Below are 17,901 nucleotides of genomic sequence, written 5' to 3' on the forward strand. Positions count from 1 at the left end.
GAAAACACCTGAACCAATCCATGTGATTGATTCAGGTGTTTTATAATGGTTTACATAATAAGTTATCGTAAACCTATCATAGCTTGTTTTTTCTTCTCGTCGCCGATATGGGCATAGACTTGCGTCGTCGCCACCGATTCGTGACCGAGCAACTGTTGAATCGTCAACACATCGATGCCGCTCATGGCGAGCCGTGAGGCGAATGTATGACGTAGTTTGTGTGGTGTCACCTGTTTATGCGTCAAGAACGGCAAATACGGTTTCAAGCGGTCGATGTGGCCTTTTAACGTGTGTTGCACCGTCCGCACCGAGATGCGCTTGCCTCGCTCCGATTGGAATAGCGGGCCTGACCCGTCACGTCGATAGGCGTCGAGGAGCGGCTCGAGCGGGGAGGCGATCGGAATGACCCGTTCTTTATTGCCTTTCCCGATGACGCGAATCGTCCCGCTCTCGCGGTCGATATCGTTCCAATCGAGGCCGACGAGTTCCGAGACGCGCATCCCGGTCAACCCAAGCAGTTGAATCATCAAAAAATCGCGGTCCCGGTTGCGCTCGTACCAACTCGCCTCGCGGTCGGACATGCCGACGTTGCTGCGGACGAGCGTCGAGAAGTCGAGCCACTCCTGCTCCGTCAAATAGACCGGGTTGCGTTTGGCACGCTTCGGCCGCTCGACCGCCTGGAACGGGTTGTGGGCCGTCACGCCCGTCTCAATCAAATGGTTGAACAGCGATTGCATCGTGGACAATTTACGGTTGATGACGCTCGGCGCGTTATCGAGCTCGAGTGCGAGATACGTCGCGTACGCCTCGGCCCCCGCGTGATCGAACTCGACGAACGAGTCAATCTCGACCGTCGAAGGGTCGACCTCAGATGCGCTGGCGGCCTCGACCCAGCGGAAAAAATCTAGAAAGTCATACAGATAGCGCTGCGCGGTCTGTTCCGAATAATGTTTGGCTGCCAGGTGATTCAAAAAACGCTGGATGAAGCTCGGCATGCGCTCGTAGCCGCTCAAATTGAAACGTTTCGTCGCGACCTTGGTCGGTGCTTGTCCGAGCTGGCGGAATATACTCAAAAGATCTCTCCTTGCTTACTGATGGATTGACGTGACGATTCGGTCTTTGCCTTCTTGTTTACCGGCCCGGAGCCGGTCGTCCGCCTCTTTGACGAGCGTTTCGACGGCCTCGAATCCAGTTCGCGTCGTGACACCGAACGTCATCGTGACGCTGAGACGACGGCCGTCATAAATTGTCTCGAGTGATTTGATGCGTTGCCGCAAGCGGTCAATCGTCTCCGTGGCCTCTGCAGTGGACTGGTCCGCCAAGAAGATGAGGAACTCCTCGCCACCCCAACGGACGGCTATCCCGTCGGTTCGGGCAAGCGCGGAGGCGACTTGCTTGAGTACGAGATCGCCGCAGTCATGACCGTGTTGCTCATTGAACGCCTTGAAATGGTCGATGTCCCCTAGAGCGACGGCGTATGGCCGTCCATTGATGACGGCTTCGCGAATCTCATCTTCGACCAATCGGTAACCGGTCGTCCGATTATACAACCCGGTCAGCCCGTCCCGTGAGGCGAGCGTGTGCAACCGTTCGTTCGTCCGCTCGAGCTCGGACGTCACTTCGACGACGGACCCTTCGAAGACGAAAGACAGACCAGCAATCAAGGCGATCGTCGACAAGAGACAAAAGAGGCCCAATATTTGCTCGAAGGACGGCGTGAGCGGTTGCGTCCCTGTCGTCACATTCATATATAGGAAACCGTAGATGGTCATGGCGAGTATCGTCGAGGCGACCCGGATGGACCGACGGACGTTCGGCATGAAGAACACTCCATAGGCGACCATGATGATGAAGTAGTGGACGTTCGCACCCCAACCGAGCACGACCGTCGAGATGATTGCGTTATAGACGACCTCAATGAACAGACCGACGAAGAACGCCCGATAATATCGTTTATGTACAAAATAAAAGGATAGCGTGTAATACAGAATGCTGAGTAGATTCGACCAGGCGAGTACCGTGACGCCGAGTTGCCAAAACGTGATCAAGAACACGACGTGGATGAGCCAAGCGAGCGCGTTCCCGTAAAAAGTGATGCGGTAATTATATAGTGTACCGCGACGTTCCTCATAGGCAGTTCCCACGCGAACACCTCCTGAACCTTAGTATACCGAACTGCCATCGATTTGCCCATGGGCGTTCGAGAAACGAGTCAATCTTGCTATCTGAAACGCTTTAAATCGGTCCTTATGATTGCGTGAAATAGATATTTCACGCAACGTTCGTTCGCACGGGATTTTCCTCCGAGACACACATCGACCTGAGAACCGGAGAAACATCGTCATATAATCCGGTTTACATAATAAGTTATGGTGAACCAATTGATTTGTTTTAAAAATTTGAAAGAGTTACAGTTGTATGATAAAAGAAAATAAAGCTTGAAACGGTGATTCAGGTAAAGGTACACTGAGAACGTAAACAAAAGGGGGATTTCAGGATGGACGATCAACGTTTGAAACAATGGCTCACCGAGGCGAAGACGATCGCTGTCGTCGGCGTGTCAGCGAACCCGAACAAGACCGCGAACCAAATCGCAGACTATTTGATCTTGCAAGGTTACACAGTCATCCCTGTCAATCCGACGCTCGAGACGTGGAACGGACGCAAAGTCTATCCGACGGTCGAGAGCATCCCGGGGCGCGTCGATATCGTCGACGTCTTCCGACGCAATGAGTATTTGGCCGGCGTGGCCGAAGATGCCGTCCGACATGGGGATGTCGGTCTCGTCTTCAACCAGCTCGGGCTCACCAGCCCGGACGCCGAGCGGATCGCTCGCGATGCCGGACTCGACTACATCGAAAATCGATGCATCTATGTCGAGCACGCCCGCCTTCTCGGTTAAGACCTACCTCCTTGGTAGGTCTCCTTTTTTTCACGAGCCCCGCTCGCGGAGGGAGGCTTGCCAGAATCCAAAAACAGCTATACAATAGGATAGAAAAACGAACGTGTGTTCGAAATTGAGGTGACGAAGATGTCAACAGACTTATTTAATTACAATGAAGACGCCATCCAGGTGCTCGAAGGACTGACTGCTGTCCGGAAACGTCCGGGGATGTATATCGGTTCGACCGACCATCGCGGCTTGCACCATCTCGTCTATGAGATCGTCGATAACGCAATCGATGAGGCGCTCGCCGGATTCGGTGGCCAAATCGATGTGACCATCCATAAAGATGACGCCATCACGGTACGAGATCACGGGCGTGGGATGCCGACGGGGATGCACGCCTCCGGGAAACCGACGCCAGAGGTCATCTTCACGGTCCTTCACGCCGGCGGTAAGTTCGGCCAAGGCGGCTACAAGACGTCAGGTGGACTCCACGGGGTCGGCGCTTCGGTCGTGAACGCACTCTCGAGCAAGGTCCTCGTGACGATTTATCGCGACGGCAAAGTGTTCGAGCAGACGTTTGCCGACGGCGGGATCCCGCAGACGACGCTCCTCGAGACCGGAAAGACGCGTCAGACGGGGACGAGCGTCTACTTCAAACCGGACGCCTCGATCTTCTCGACGACGACATATAACTACGACACGCTCGCTGAACGGCTCCGTGAATCGGCATTCCTGTTAAAAGGATTGACGATCACGTTGACGGACGAGCGTTCGGATAAAGAAGAGACGTTCCATTACGAGGAAGGGATCGCCGAGTTCGTCCAATATTTGAACGACGACAAGGCGACGCTTCATCCGATCGTCTATTTCGAAGGGACGGAGAACGATATCGAGCTCGAGCTCGCCTTCCAGTTCACGGACGCCTATTCTGAGAACGTCCTCTCGTTCGTCAACAACGTCCGGACTCGTGACGGCGGCACGCACGAGGTCGGCGCCAAGACGGCGATGACCCGCATCGTGAACGAGTACGCCCGTAAGAACGGATTGTTGAAAGAAAAAGACAAGAACCTTGACGGCGGCGACGTCCGCGAAGGCTTGACGCTCATCGTCTCGGTACGGATCCCGGAAGAGTTCCTCCAGTTCGAGGGGCAGACGAAATCGAAACTCGGTTCGCCCGAGGCCCGTACGAGCGCTGATGGTGTCATGGCCAAACAACTGACGATCTTCCTCGAGGAGAACCCGCAGATGGCGACGATGCTCATCAAGAAGGCGATCCGCGCCGCCCAGGCCCGCGAAGCCGCCCGGAAAGCCCGGGAAGAGGCGCGCAACGGCAAGAAAAAGAAACGTTCGAGCATCTTGAACGGGAAACTGACGCCGGCGACGTCGAAGAACGCCGCCAAGAACGAACTGTTCCTCGTCGAGGGTGACTCGGCCGGCGGTTCGGCCAAACAGGGCCGCGACCGGACGTTTCAGGCCATCCTGCCGCTGCGCGGGAAGGTCATCAACTCGGAGAAGTCGAAACTCCAGGACATCATGAAGAATGAGGAAATTAACACGATCATCCACGCGATCGGGGCTGGGGTCGGCCATGACTTCGAGCTCGAGGACTGCAATTTCGACAAAATCATCATCATGACCGACGCAGATACGGACGGGGCTCACATCCAAGTGCTCCTGTTGACGTTCTTCTTCCGTTATATGCGCCCACTCGTCGAGGCCGGCAAAGTGTTCGTCGCCTTGCCACCGCTCTATCGGATTTCGAAAGGGAAAGGCAAGTCGGAACAGTTCGAGTACGCTTGGGACGAAGAAGCGCTCGAGAAGCTCGTCAAAGTGTATAAGAAGGGCTATATCCTCCAGCGCTACAAAGGTCTCGGTGAGATGAACGCCGACCAGCTATGGGAGACGACGATGAACCCCGACACACGGACGCTCATCCGCGTCACGGTCGACGACGCTGCCGTCGCCGACAAGCGTGTCTCGGTGCTCATGGGAGACAACGTCGCCCATCGCCGGGAATGGATCGAGGAGAACGTCGCCTTCGGCCTCCAGGAAGATGATTCGATCATCGCCAATGAACACGTGACTAAAGCGATTGAGGAAGTGATGTAACGATGTCGACGATTCAACATATTTTAAACTTGTCGCTCGAACAGGTCGTTGGTGACCGCTTCGGGCGTTACTCGAAATATATCATCCAGGACCGGGCCCTCCCGGACGCGCGCGACGGCCTCAAACCCGTTCAGCGCCGCATCCTGTATGCGATGCACCATGAAGGCAACACGAACGAGAAACCGTACCGCAAATCGGCCAAGACGGTCGGGAACGTCATCGGTAACTATCACCCGCACGGTGACAGTTCCGTCTATGAGGCGATGGTACGCCTATCGCAGGACTGGAAGTTGCGTTACCCGCTCATCGACATGCACGGGAACAACGGCTCGATGGACGGCGACTCGGCCGCCGCGATGCGGTATACCGAGGCCCGTCTGTCGAAGATTGCCGGCGTCATGCTGACGTCGATCTCGAAGAACACGGTCGACTACACGCCGAACTTCGACGATTCGACCGAAGAGCCGCTCGTTTTGCCGTCACTCCTCCCGAACTTGCTCATGAACGGGACGACGGGAATCTCTGCCGGTTACGCGACCGAGATTCCGCCGCACAACTTGACCGAGGTGCTCAACCTCGCCATCGCCCGTCTGAAAGGTGAGGTCGAGACGACGAATGACGCGTTCCGTTATATGCAAGGACCTGACTTCCCGTCTGGCGGAATCGTCATGGGCAAAGACGGCATCTTGAAGGCGTTCGAGACCGGAAAAGGCAAGGTCATCATCCGTGCCAAATCGGTCATCGAGCCACTTAAGGGAGGTCGTGAACAGATTACCATCACCGAGCTCCCGTATGAGGTGAACAAGGCGAACCTCGTCAAGAAGATGGAAGAGCTTCGCCTCGACCGCAAAGTCGAAGGCGTCGCCGAAGTCCGTGACGAGACTGACCGGACCGGTGTCCGCGTCGTCATCGAGTTGAAGAAGGAAGCCGATGCGGAAGGTGTGCTCCATTTCTTCTTGAAGCATACCGATCTGCAGCTCGCCTATAACTACAACATGGTCGCCATCGTCAACCGGACACCGAAACAGATGGGACTCTTGTCGATTATCGACGCATACTTGAAGCACGTCGAAGAGGTCGTCACTCGACGCACGACGTTCGAGCTCGACCAGGCGAAGAAACGCGCCGAGATCGTCGATGCGCTCGAACAGGCCATCTCGGTCCTTGACGAGACGCTCGAACTCATCCGTTCGGCCAAAGACAAGTCCGAGGCGAAGCAGAAGCTCATGGAGCGGTTCTCGTTCTCAGACCGTCAAGCCGAAGCGGTTGTCATGCTCCAATTGTATCGTTTGACGAACACGGATATCGTCGAACTGCAAAAAGAGGCGAAGGCGCTCCAAAAAGAGATCGCTCGCCTCGCTAACATCTTGAACGTCGACGCGACGAAACGGAAGCTCATCTCGAAAGAGTTGACCGCACTCCGTGACGAGTACGGCGACGCACGACGCTCGGTCATCGAGTCCGAGGTCGAAGAGTTGAAACTGAAGACAGAGGTCATGATCGCCGTCGAAGAGACGATGGTGTTCGTCAGCCGCGACGGGTACGTCAAACGTTCATCGATGCGCTCATATGGCGCCTCGAGCGACGAGATGCCGGAGATGAAGCAGAAAGACCGTCCCGTCCTCGTCACCCAGGCGATGACGACGGACCACTTGCTCGTATGGACGAACAAGGGCAGTTACTTGCTCATCCCGGTCCATCAGATTCCAGAGTCGAAATGGAAAGACGCCGGTCAGCATGTCGCCAACCTCGTGCCGATCGAAGGCGAACAAGTCGTTTCGGCCGATGTCGTCTCGACGTTCGACACCGACGCGCACTGTCTGTTCGTGACGCGTGAAGGCATGGTCAAACGGACACCGCTCCGTGACTATGACGCCCAACGCAAGTCGAAGGCGCTCATGGCGCTCAAACTGAAAGGCGACGACGAGGTCGTCTTCGCCGGCATCAGTGACGGGCCTGGCCAACTGTTCCTCGTCTCTGAGCGCGGTTACGGCCTCTGGTTCAAAGAAGATGACGTGCCGGTCGTCGGTCAGCGCGCCGCCGGTGTCAAAGCGATGAACTTGAAGGATGGGGACATGGTCGCAGATGCTTTCGCCTTCTTCACACCGCCGCTGTTCGTCCTTGTGACGCAACGTGGAGCGGTCAAGAAGATGAAGCTCGAGGACCAGTTCGACTGCACGAACCGCAACTTGCGCGGGACGATGCTCATCCGCGAAGTCAAATCGAAACCGCACCAGATTCGTCGTGTGCTCCCGGTTCATGACGATGAGACGCTCCACATCATCGGGAAAGAGAAAGCGAAGACGGTCAAAACGAAGCAGTTGACGCTCTTGGACCGCTACGCCAACGGCTCGTTCGTGTTTGATGAAGAGACATTCGGAGAGATTGAGGACGTGTATCTCGATTGAGATCGAACTAAAGAAAACCCTGTACCAGAGACCATTGTCTTTGATACAGGGTTTTTCTTATGGATTCAAAGCTCGGCCTCTATCAGATAGCGCTCCAAATCGGCCTGTTGGCGCAAGTGATGACGGGTATGCATCTCGATGAGGTCGTACCACTCCTGTGCGTTCAGCCAGCCAAAGCCGCCATGCCGTGCTTTGACGTCACGGTTCGCTGAGCGGACGAGCGGTTCAAGTCGCTTCAAACGCGCAGACAATTCGTCGAGTCGTCGCTCGAGCGTCTCCCGCTTGTCCGTGTTGTTCGGAGGTTGGTTCATCTCATCAGGTAAACGGATTTTAATCGGAGGGAACCCACCGGCTTGAAACAATCGTTCACCGAATTCGGTCTTTCCAAGCGGTTGCTCTTCGTGTGAAGCGAGACACCGTTCAATCTCGTCTGCATATTCCTCGGCCACCACGATGATATGGTCGTACATCTGCCCGATTGACCAGACGTCTTCTGCTGCCTGATAGCGCAACTGCCGTTCGGTATAGCCGTCCAAGTCTGCTTTGAACTGGGATAACACTGCAATCGACATATCGTTCCTCCTTTGCCACCGTTCTCATTTCAGTATATCACGGGGAGGATAGGTACTTTCTTATGGGAGCGGGTATTGCTAAAAGGAACAAGTCCATCGTTTGGCGAATGGGGTAAGAGGAAAAATCATGGGGGGATCACTATGTCTCAATGGCTCGACTGGGCCAAACGGCTCCAGGCGCTGGCACAGGCCGGTTTGACGTTCACGAAAGACGAGTTCGATCGCGAACGTTACGTCGAACTTCAACGAATCGCGACCGAGATGTTCGAACGACAGTCAGACCTCGCCTTGGATGAGGTCACGAAACTGACACACGTCGATGGATACCCGACACCGAAACTCGACGTACGCGGTGTCGTCTTCCGGGACGATGCGCTCTTGCTCGTCAAAGAGCGGTCGGACGGGCTTTGGACGTTACCAGGTGGTTTTTGTGAGGTCGGGTTGTCCCCGGCCCAAAATATCATTAAGGAGATTGAGGAAGAGGCCGGGTTTGATGTCGTACCGGTACGGCTACTCGCGTTGTTCGATATGCATCATCACGACCATCCACCGCTGTCGCAGCATTACTATAAACTGTTCATCGAATGCGAGCTGATTGGTGGAGAGGCGCAGGTGAGCCATGAGACGAGCGAGGTCGCGTTCTTCACGCGGGACAACTTACCACCTTTATCGACCGCGCGGAACACGCAGGAACAGCTTTATATGTGTTTTGAGGCTAGATGGCAAGAAGATTGGATCACGTTGTTTGATTAAGGGGAGGGGATATCATGAAAGTCACACGGATTGACCACGTCCATCAACTGACATTCTATGCGCCTGTATTACCGATTAACGTCCAATTGATCGAGCGGGAGCTCGGACTCGTCTTGATCGACACTGCCCTCGTGCGCAATGCGGAAGCGATTTTAGCGTATATCGAGGCACAGGAGCGTCCGCTGCTCGCCATCTTGCTGACGCACGCCCATGGCGATCACGTCGGTGGTGTCGACGCCATCTTGAAGGCGCATCCGCACGCCGAGCTTTACGTCTCGAGGCGCGATGCTCGTCTCCTCGAAGGGGACAAGACGACCGACCCGGATGAACGGCCACTCAAACTAAAAGGATCGCTCCCAACCATCCACTCCTTGCCGGATAAATTGCTCGACCCAGGTGAGCGCTTGTTCGGTCTGAGGGTCTATCCGGCAGCGGGTCATACGCCGGGCTCCATCGCTTATTTCGATGAAAAGGAGCGGAACTTGTTTGCTGGTGACGCGTTCCAGACCCGTGGGGGAGTCTCCGTGGCAGGGGATGTGCGCCCGTTGTTCCCGCTCCCGGGCGTCGCGACATGGGACAAACGGGCAGCGGTCGCGCATGCAGAGAAGTTGATCGACCTGGCACCGCGCCACACGTTCGTCGGACACGGACAGCCGGTCACTGGGACACACCGGCTCTATTTGGCGCTGAAGCGTGCCAAACGCAAGCAAGCACGTCTATTTTCACGATAAACCGGAGGTGCTGATAGATGGAGTTACGCGAGATTCAGACGACAGATTATCAACTGGCCGAGCAGATGCTCGAGATTCAACGGAACGCTTATGCGGTCGAGGCCGAGCTGATCGGATTCGATGAGATTCCAGCGCGTTATGAGACGGTCGAAGTGATTCAAAATCTGCCTGGGACGAGCTATGGCTTATATAACGATGAGCGGTTGATCGGATTCATCACGGTCGAAGCAGCCGAGACCACGGTCGAGGTCACGAAATTATGTATCGATCCGACGTATTTCAGGGCGAGGCTCGCGACGACGTTGCTCGAACATGTGCTCAGCTTGCATGAAGACAAGCTTGTCTATGTGCATACGGGAAAACATAACGGGCCGGCCAAGAAGCTGTACACGAAGCTCGGATTCGAACCGAGCGCCGAGTTCGAACCGGAACCAGGTGTCACTTTGATTCGTTTTACACGATCTTGAATCCCTTTTCTCAAATTTCAAATTCCGTCTCACTACTTTAAGTATACTAAAGGATTGAGACGGAGTTTTATTTTTACTGATAATATATGTTATGTTAACTAGAAGAAAAACAGAGAAAATCGATGTCAGATGTGACATCTCTCCTCTCGAAAAAAATCAGAAAATCTTGTACCAATACAACGTCATGTCGATGTTCGGATTGCCGGTGTGTTTGAGAGTATCGACACCGCCGAGCGCGAACCCTTCTTTCGCATAAAATCGACACGCGATCACGTTATCGTTCTGCGCTTCGAGTGACAATCCAAGCAACGACTGCTTTTTTGCCCACGTCTCTGCAACTTGCATCAGCAAATGCCCAAGCCCGCTGTTGCGATAGCTGCCACGGATCGCGATGTTCTCGATATAAGCAAAACGGTTCCAGTCTTTCACCACACGGATTTGTCCAATACACGTCGTCTCGTCGAATGCCAAGAATACTTGTTTGTCCTCACTGTTGATGTATTCATGCCAGTCTAGTGAATCGTCCGGGAAGCTCGTCTCATGGGCTTTCTCATATAACTGTTCCTCATACATCCAAACCCCGTCACAAAAGCTCGGGATGATTTTCCCGATGACTGGAAACGCATTATTGGCTTCGTTTACGACGCTGATGGAATACTCATCTAACGCTTTGATCGAGATGTTCGGTTCTTCTTCCATTGCATCTTTCTCCCTTCATATGTAATGACCGCTCCATCCCAAAACCAAATGGTCTCACCAGACTAGCCATACAGTGACCGTCATAAAATCAGAGTCGGTGGATTTGTCGACAACACTTCAATTACATCGTATGATGTCAAGAAAACGTAATGCTGAATATTATAAACCGCTTCGTAAATGTTTGTTGATTCTTCAGCTAGCCATTTTAAATAGCTGGAATCGGTCACTTGAAAGAGTGTCCAATTGCTAAAAAAATCAGTGTCATAATGTTTGTATAAATGTTCTAGCGTTCTAATAAGCGTTCCTTCGTCTGTATGTCGATACGACAGCACTAGTCCGTCAAACAAGAATGTATACGTGTTCTCATGCGTATCCATAAACACGAGTCTTAATCCGTCTTTATCATCAATTAGAGCCTGCAGATATGGTTTGGCCGGTATCTCTGGATTGACTGTCCATCTCTCCCATTTTTCCATTTGCCCCCCGCTCTCCTCATTTTAATATGTTAGGAATAAGCCTTTACTATCTATCATACATGAATTATTAAAATTCACATGCGTCGGAGTCGGCTGATCAACACGATGATATTTTTACTTAAACCGTATTGTTCAAACCGACATCCATTGATCTGTTTCATCATAATTACTAAACTGTGTCATTCGATTGAATCCTTCATTCATCAACATGTTAGCGCTTTATGGATTTATGTTTCAAAAATAACTTTAACACTGTTCATCCGCTCTTAGGAGTTGCCTGTAAGCGTATGTCATGCTATTTTTAGACAGATGATAACTTAAGGAGGAACTTGAATGAAACGTATGACAAAAGGTTTGGCAGCATCCTTATTACTGGCTGTCCCGCTCGCGGCGTGTGGTGATTCTAGCACCGATCAGGCCGAAACTTCACGCTGGGACGAAATCAAAGAAGACGGTACACTCACGGTCGGTACAGCGGGGACACTCTATCCGGCCTCATTCCGGGAAGAGGATAGCGATACGTTGACGGGGTTTGACGTCGAGCTCATGAAAGAGGTCGGGAAACGTCTCGACCTCGAGGTCCAATTCAAAGAGATGGCGTTCGACAACATGTTGACGAGCGTTCAAAACGGACAAGTCGACGTCGCCGCAAACGATATCTCGGTCACAGACGACCGGAAAGAGAAGTTTGCCTTCTCGACGCCATACAAGTACACGTATGGGACGGCCATCGTTCGCAAGAGCGATCTATCAGGTATCGAGTCACTTGAGGATTTGAAAGGCAAAAAGGCCGCTGGAGAAGCGACAACCGTCTTCATGGACGTGGCACGTCAATACGGGGCCGAGGAAGTCATCTATGACAATGCGACGAACGACCAGTACCTTCGTGACGTCTCGACAGGACGGACCGACGTCATCTTGAACGACTACTATCTCCAGACGCTCGCCCTCGCCTTCTTCCCGGAGTTCGACATCACGATTCACCCGGATATCGCCTATAACCCGCAGGAAGTTGCGTTCTTGATGGATAAGGAGAACGCAGAGCTTCAAGAGAACATCGACCGCGTCCTTGCCGAGATGCTTGAAGACGGCACGGTGAAAGAGTTGTCGGAAACGTTCTATAACGGTGCCGATGTCTCGGTCGAACCGGACGTCGACGCGACGATCGTCGAATTGGACTAAACCATCATGTTCGAAGGTGTGAAATGGGAAGCGATTTTTGACGTCGACCTGGCTGTGCGCTCATTCCCTTATCTGCTAGGCGGTTTGCCGAACACGCTTTGGATTTCATTCGTCAGCATGTTCTTCGGCTTGTTGCTCGGTCTCGTGCTCGCCCTTGGGAAACTGTCACCGTCGCGGTTGTTACGGTTCCCGTCGACGTTCTATATCTCGTTCATGCGGGGTGTACCGATTTTAATTATCCTGTTCATCTTATATTCAGGGTTTCCATTCATCGGTATCGAGTTCGCAGCGCTGACGGCGGCAATCATCGGGTTCAGTCTGAACTCGGCGGCCTATATCGCGGAGATCGTCCGGGCTGCGATCCGTGCCGTCGATCCAGGACAAGTCGAGGCGGCCCGCTCGCTCGGGATGAACAAGTGGTTGACGCTGAAAGGGGTCATCTTACCTCAGGCGACGCGGATTGCCCTCCCCCCGCTTTCGAACGTGTTCCTCGATTTGATTAAAGCGAGTTCGCTCGCCGCCATGATCACGGTTCCGGAGATTTTCAATAAGGCGAAAATCGTCGGGGGTCGGGAATTCGATTATATGACCGTCTATTTGGTTGTCGCCTTGATCTATTGGGGCATCTGTACGTTCATGTCGTTCTTCCAGGACTGGCTGGAGCGGCATTTCGAACGCTATTTGGATACACCGAAACGATGACTGACTTGCCTCATACAGGCAGGTCAGTTTTTTTGTCGGGCGGTTATTGCGAAAGTGACATGGTATAGTCAACCTATTCCATATTGCGATTCAAAGGAGAGACGTCGCCTATGTTCTCAAAATTATTAGTCGGATCATCCGTTCTCATCACACTTACGTATATTTTGTTCGACGGGCCAACATGGGTCAGCGTCCTGCAACCTTTCACAAGCATGATTGTCTTGTATTACTTGATTTTCGAGTTCCCGAGCCGTAAGAACGCGAAAACGTCTTCTTCGGATTGACCATGATCGACCTACATATTTAGCAACACCGTTCTTTAGCGTTCCATCTCGGTCCGCGAGTGTGCTATGATTTTTATAAATATTCAGAAAATAGACGGGGGACTTACATTATGGTGCAACAATGGACGACACATTTAAACGATCAAGTGATCGGGCAGTCGAAGGCGATTAAGCTGTCGACGATCGCTCTCCTCTCCGGGGGCCACGTGCTGCTCGAGGACCGGCCTGGTACCGGCAAGACGACGCTTGCACGAAGCCTGGCCACATCGGTCTCGGCCGCGTTCCAACGCGTGCAATGTACACCGGACACGCTACCGAGTGACATTTTAGGGATGGAGCTGTTCAATCCGACGACGGGAACGTTCGAACGCCGGACTGGACCGATTTTCACGTCAATCTTGCTCGTCGATGAGATTAACCGGACGACACCTCGGACACAGTCGGCACTGTTGGAGGCGATGCAGGAGCGACAAGTGACGCTCGGTGAGGTGTCGCTTCGTCTACCGGACCCGTTCTTCGTCATCGCGACGCAAAACCCGTTCGATGGGCAAGGGACGTTCCCGTTGCCACAGGCTCAACTCGACCGCTTCTTGTTCAAACTGTCGCTCGCTCCGTTGTCTCGGGAGTCGGAACGCCGGTTGCTTCGGAACGAGCATTTGAGTGCGGCCCCGTTCACGTTGCAACAGACCGAACTGGCCGAGATGCAGCAAGCCGTCCGTGATGTCTTGTTCCACGAGGCGATGGAGGACTATCTCCTCGATTTCGTCGAGGCGCTCCGTCATCACCGGGATATCGAGGTCGGACCGAGCCCACGGGCGACGCTCGCCTACACGATGGCGGCTCGGGCGCATGCCTATATGGACGGACGGGATTACGTATCACCGGAAGACATCCGCGCGCTCGCCTTGCCGATTCTCGGACACCGGATCGTCTTGACGGTCGAGGCGTCGCTCAAGACGAAGCCGTCTAAATTGATCAAGTCCGTTTTGGAGACCATCCCGGTCCCATCAGAGGTGTGATATGCAACTCGTCAGCCCTCGCTACCTCGAGTCCGGGTATATGTGGCTCTTGTTCGTCGTCGGGGTGTTCACCGCCCTATACGGCAACGTCTTCCTCGCGAGTGTGATTATCGGGTTCAGCCTGTATGCGCTCATCATGCCGGAGTTGTTGTTCCGGCTCGCTGAATACGTACATGTCGAAGTGACCGACGAGCTGAAACTGTTCCCGAACGATGAAGAGACGTATACAATCAAATTGGTTTCAACGGCGCCTGTCCCGCTCGGTGTCGTCCGTCTGTCAGGATATCTCCATCCTACCGTCGAGTCGGAGGAACACGCCTTCTGGCGCCAAGAGAACTATGTCGGACGCGAGGCGGCCGTCGCCTATACGCTCCCGCTCAAGGCGATTCGACGCGGACCGATCCGCATGGAGGCGATCGGTATGGAGATTCGTGACCCGCTCCGTATGTTCTCGCTCTATAAGGAAGACCCGCTCGACCGCATCGGCTATGTCTTCCCTGAATTCCTGCCTTATCCGATTCCGAAGCGCCCTCCGACGTTACCTGGGGAGGAGATGGTCCGTCATAGCGCCTACCGTGACCCGGAGACGTTCCAGTCAGTGGCGCCGTATCACGGCCAGCCGATGCGACAACTGTATTGGTCGGCCTATGCGAAAACGGGGGAACTGCTCGCCCGGACCGAGCAACCCGTCCAGGCGAACGAATATGTCGTCGTGCTCGACTTGTTGACGAAAGACGGGCGCGCCCTCACCCATCAGATGGAACGGTTGATCTCGCAGGCGGCGGCGCTATGCCGCGACTTCGAGAAAGAGAACGCGAGCTATGGGCTGATCGTCCCGACCCTGACGAAGGAAGGCATCACCTATGACCTCGCCCCGGGGAGCGGTGAGACGCATTTCCGCAAGGTCATGACGACGCTCGCTTGTCTATCGGAGCGTGACTTCCCGCTCGCCCGGTCGCTGTTCGAACGGAAAGTCGCCAAATATGGCGGCAGCCAATCCATTTTACGACTGGGAGGTGACGGACGATGAGACTACTCTGGTGGGTGTTCGCCGCGTTCTATGTCGGTCACGTGTTTCCGCTCGTCTTTCTGCTGACGCTCCGTTTGCCGCGCAACTGGCAGCTCGGGGTGCAGACGGCCCTGAGCATCGCCGCGCTCTTGTTCTCGTATGAGATGAGCATCACGCTACTGTTGTTCACGTACGTCCACGCCTTTATCCGTACGCTCGATTGGACGGACCGTTACGCGATCGCAAGTGTGCTCTTCCTCATTGTCGATTGGTTGTTCCCGCCGGCGTCTCAGCCGCTGGCGATGATCGTCTTCCCGTTCTTGTTCTTGTTTTGGCAACGGAGCCTGTATTATCGCCGTGACTATAAACGGATGTTGTCCACGCTCGTCGTCGCCCTAGGGGTCGGCCTCGGTTTGGCGATAATCATCCGGACCATCAAAGAGCTATTGTTCGGCAACCTCGTCGCCTGGATTCAGCCCATCCTGATTTGGATCGGCGGTTGGTTCGACGGAGTCAATCTCGATCCGACCGATCGCGTCAACCGTATCCTCGTCCCGGACAATCCGAACATCGATGCCGAGACGATTTCAAACGAGACGTTACTCGAATCGGCGACGAATCAATCGCTATTCTTGGTCGTCACGTTTCTCGTCGTTCTCGTCAGCGTCATCGCTTTATTCATCTATGTGCAACGCCGAAAAGAAGTCCATGAGGATGTGACGGTGCCGAAGCAACGCCATCAAGCGGCCGCTTCGGTTCGCCGCTCGACACGGGCCCCACGGCACGTCCGTCTGCTTGATGCCGGGAGACGTCTCGAACAGGCCCATCCCCGCCAGCGCGAAGAGACTGTTTCGGAATGGTTCGAACGAATCGGATTTACCGAAGGGAATCGCTTTGCCACATGGCTGGAGGCGGCCGAGTACGGAGAGAAAGAAGCGCCGGCTCCAATCGTCGAGGCGTTCGAACGACATGTCACCCAGACACTCAAAAAATAAGAGACCAGTCAGTTCGCCGGGCACTCCCGGACGGTCTGACTGGTCTTTTTTAAAGAATTGGGCTGAGCAAGCGTGACACGCTCTCTTTGAAACGGATCCATTTCGTTCGTGTCTCATAACGCTCAATCGTTAACCTGTCGGCACATGCGAGGTCTCGATTGAATGCATCGATGACAGACTGGGCAACGACCTCGTCATAGACGAGCGCTGAGATCTCGAAATTGAGACGGAAACTGCGCGCGTCGATGTTCGTCGTGCCGATCGAGGCGACCTCGCCATCGATGACGAGCGTCTTCGCATGGAGGAACCCACCTTCATACGTATATACTTCGGCACCGTAGCGGACGAGCTCGGCCGCATTCGTATACGTCGCCCAATAGACAAACATGTGATCCGGCTTGTTCGGAATCATCAGGCGGATTTTCGTCCCAGACATGAGCGCGTTACGGCAGGCGTCAAGGAAGCTAGCGTCAGGGATGAAATATGGGGTCTGGATGTAAATCGTCTCTTTCGCCTCGGTGATCATCTTGACGAGCATATTTTTCAAGTGCTCGGTCGACGAGTTCGGGCCAGATGTGACAATTTGTACCGGTGACCGGGACGTCTCGAGTAGAGAAGTCGGCCAAAGGAAGTCCTCTCTCTCGGCCCGGTGTTTCGTCGGTACGGCACGGTTCCAATCGAGGAGGAAACGCTCGAGCAATTCACGAACCGCCTCCCCTCTCATCCGCAGATTCACATCGCGCCAATAGCCGAACTGACGGTTCGTCCCGAGGTATTCATTCCCGACGTTGAAACCGCCGATATAGCCGATGTCCCCATCGATGATACATAGCTTTCGGTGATTCCGGTTGTTGACGCGGAAGTTGATACCGAGGCGTGACGGGAAGAACGACTTCACCTCGCCGCCGTGCGCGAGGAGCTGTTTGAAATAGGAACGTCGCAATCCCCGTGAGCCGACGGCGTCATAGAGCAGACGTACTTTGACGCCTTCCTTGGCACGGCGCGTGAGTGCCTCGATGAGCGCTTGGCCGAGCGAGTCATTTTGAATGATATAGTACTGGATGTTGATTTCCTGCGTCGCTATCTCGATGTCATGGAATAACGCCTCGAACTTCTGCTCGCCATCATGGATGACCTGAATCGCATTATGATACGTCACGAGCGCATTTGTGGAGGATAAGTTCAAGCGGGCGAGCCTTCGATATTTTGACAAGAGCGGGTCATGGGCGAAAAGTCCTTCATGCGCATCAAGCTCGGTCAATTGGTCGTCGACGTGTTTGGCGTACTCGTGACGACGCTCCTCGTCGACCTGATAAAAGTTGTTCGATTTGATTAACCGTCCGAAGAAGATGTAGATGAAGAAACCGAGCAGTGGGATGAAAAACAGCACGAGCAACCAAGCCCACGTCGAACCGATGTCACGCCGCTCGAAAAAGATGATGGTGACGGCGAACGTGACGTTCAAGACAATCAGCACGATACCGAGAATACTGATGATGATTTCAGTTGGGACCATCTCGACGTCTCCTTTATCCTCTAGTTTACCCGATGATGGGCAAAACGAAATGCTCGTTTACAGATACCGCGTCTACAACACAAAAAAAC

The 17,901-nt window shown here is 53.9% G+C and carries 18 protein-coding genes; 12 read left to right on the forward strand and 6 right to left on the reverse strand.

Going from position 1 to position 17,901, the window contains the following annotated elements:
* Nucleotides 1-62: 62 nt before the first annotated feature.
* Nucleotides 63-1,073, reverse strand: coding sequence for a tyrosine-type recombinase/integrase (locus KNP68_RS13440; RefSeq protein WP_131472655.1), 1,011 nt, complete (start codon nt 1,071-1,073; stop codon nt 63-65).
* A 15-nt stretch (nt 1,074-1,088) separates the two neighbouring features.
* Nucleotides 1,089-2,144 (reverse strand): GGDEF domain-containing protein, encoded by a 1,056-nt coding sequence (locus tag KNP68_RS15335; protein ID WP_214799911.1) that lies wholly within the window; start codon nt 2,142-2,144, stop codon nt 1,089-1,091.
* A gap of 353 nt (nt 2,145-2,497) precedes the next feature.
* On the opposite strand from KNP68_RS15335, the gene KNP68_RS13450 reads away from it, so the two are divergent.
* From KNP68_RS13450 to parC, 3 genes are all read left to right on the forward strand, one after another.
* A complete protein-coding gene (locus tag KNP68_RS13450; protein ID WP_021067467.1) occupies nt 2,498-2,902 on the forward strand; it encodes a CoA-binding protein in 405 nt (134 codons plus the stop codon).
* A 129-nt stretch (nt 2,903-3,031) separates the two neighbouring features.
* Nucleotides 3,032-4,999: a DNA topoisomerase IV subunit B gene (gene parE / locus KNP68_RS13455; RefSeq protein ID WP_214799912.1), complete on the forward strand. Its 1,968-nt coding sequence runs from the start codon at nt 3,032-3,034 to the stop codon at nt 4,997-4,999.
* Nucleotides 5,000-5,001: 2 nt separating this feature from the next.
* A complete protein-coding gene (gene parC / locus KNP68_RS13460; RefSeq protein WP_214756598.1) occupies nt 5,002-7,407 on the forward strand; it encodes a DNA topoisomerase IV subunit A in 2,406 nt (801 codons plus the stop codon).
* Nucleotides 7,408-7,472: 65 nt separating this feature from the next.
* On the opposite strand, the gene KNP68_RS13465 is transcribed toward parC, so the two are convergent.
* Nucleotides 7,473-7,979 carry a DinB family protein gene (locus KNP68_RS13465; RefSeq protein WP_214799914.1) on the reverse strand — a complete coding sequence of 169 codons (507 nt, stop codon included), beginning with the start codon at nt 7,977-7,979 and terminating at the stop codon, nt 7,473-7,475.
* Between the two features lie 141 nt (nt 7,980-8,120).
* Here KNP68_RS13465 and KNP68_RS13470 point away from each other — a divergent pair, with 141 nt between their 5' ends.
* The 3 genes from KNP68_RS13470 to KNP68_RS13480 are packed head-to-tail and all read left to right on the forward strand — an operon-like array spanning nt 8,121 to nt 9,930.
* On the forward strand, nt 8,121-8,732 hold the full coding sequence (locus KNP68_RS13470) for an NUDIX hydrolase (RefSeq protein ID WP_214799916.1): 612 nt from the start codon (nt 8,121-8,123) through the stop codon (nt 8,730-8,732).
* Nucleotides 8,733-8,746: 14 nt separating this feature from the next.
* Nucleotides 8,747-9,463 carry an MBL fold metallo-hydrolase gene (locus KNP68_RS13475; RefSeq protein WP_214799918.1) on the forward strand — a complete coding sequence of 239 codons (717 nt, stop codon included), beginning with the start codon at nt 8,747-8,749 and terminating at the stop codon, nt 9,461-9,463.
* A gap of 17 nt (nt 9,464-9,480) precedes the next feature.
* A complete protein-coding gene (locus tag KNP68_RS13480; RefSeq protein ID WP_131472669.1) occupies nt 9,481-9,930 on the forward strand; it encodes a GNAT family N-acetyltransferase in 450 nt (149 codons plus the stop codon).
* Between the two features lie 156 nt (nt 9,931-10,086).
* On the opposite strand, the gene KNP68_RS13485 is transcribed toward KNP68_RS13480, so the two are convergent.
* Together KNP68_RS13485 and KNP68_RS13490 are read right to left on the reverse strand one after the other, a co-directional pair.
* A complete protein-coding gene (locus KNP68_RS13485) occupies nt 10,087-10,629 on the reverse strand; it encodes a GNAT family N-acetyltransferase (RefSeq protein WP_214719581.1) in 543 nt (180 codons plus the stop codon).
* A gap of 80 nt (nt 10,630-10,709) precedes the next feature.
* Nucleotides 10,710-11,105, reverse strand: a complete 396-nt coding sequence (locus KNP68_RS13490) for a hypothetical protein (RefSeq protein WP_214799920.1) — start codon at nt 11,103-11,105, stop codon at nt 10,710-10,712.
* Between the two features lie 333 nt (nt 11,106-11,438).
* On the opposite strand from KNP68_RS13490, the gene KNP68_RS13495 reads away from it, so the two are divergent.
* The 6 genes from KNP68_RS13495 to KNP68_RS13520 all read left to right on the forward strand — a co-directional run bounded on the left by KNP68_RS13495 (nt 11,439) and on the right by KNP68_RS13520 (nt 16,296).
* A complete protein-coding gene (locus KNP68_RS13495; RefSeq protein ID WP_214799922.1) occupies nt 11,439-12,287 on the forward strand; it encodes a transporter substrate-binding domain-containing protein in 849 nt (282 codons plus the stop codon).
* Between the two features lie 6 nt (nt 12,288-12,293).
* On the forward strand, nt 12,294-12,989 hold the full coding sequence (locus tag KNP68_RS13500) for an amino acid ABC transporter permease (RefSeq protein WP_021067457.1): 696 nt from the start codon (nt 12,294-12,296) through the stop codon (nt 12,987-12,989).
* A 110-nt stretch (nt 12,990-13,099) separates the two neighbouring features.
* Nucleotides 13,100-13,273: a hypothetical protein gene (locus KNP68_RS13505; protein ID WP_214799924.1), complete on the forward strand. Its 174-nt coding sequence runs from the start codon at nt 13,100-13,102 to the stop codon at nt 13,271-13,273.
* Nucleotides 13,274-13,383: 110 nt separating this feature from the next.
* Nucleotides 13,384-14,292, forward strand: coding sequence for an AAA family ATPase (locus KNP68_RS13510; RefSeq protein ID WP_029595449.1), 909 nt, complete (start codon nt 13,384-13,386; stop codon nt 14,290-14,292).
* Nucleotide 14,293: 1 nt separating this feature from the next.
* Entirely contained in the window at nt 14,294-15,322 is a 1,029-nt protein-coding gene (locus KNP68_RS13515) for a DUF58 domain-containing protein (protein WP_021067454.1), read from the forward strand.
* Entirely contained in the window at nt 15,319-16,296 is a 978-nt protein-coding gene (locus tag KNP68_RS13520) for a hypothetical protein (RefSeq protein ID WP_214799926.1), read from the forward strand. Before KNP68_RS13515 ends, KNP68_RS13520 begins: the two co-directional genes overlap by 4 nt.
* Before the next feature lie 49 nt (nt 16,297-16,345).
* On the opposite strand, the gene cls is transcribed toward KNP68_RS13520, so the two are convergent.
* Entirely contained in the window at nt 16,346-17,812 is a 1,467-nt protein-coding gene (gene cls, locus KNP68_RS13525; RefSeq protein WP_214799928.1) for a cardiolipin synthase, read from the reverse strand.
* Nucleotides 17,813-17,901: the final 89 nt, after the last annotated feature.

It is taken from the genome of Exiguobacterium sp. s50, from assembly GCF_018618175.1.
Taxonomy (GTDB): domain Bacteria; phylum Bacillota; class Bacilli; order Exiguobacteriales; family Exiguobacteriaceae; genus Exiguobacterium; species Exiguobacterium chiriqhucha.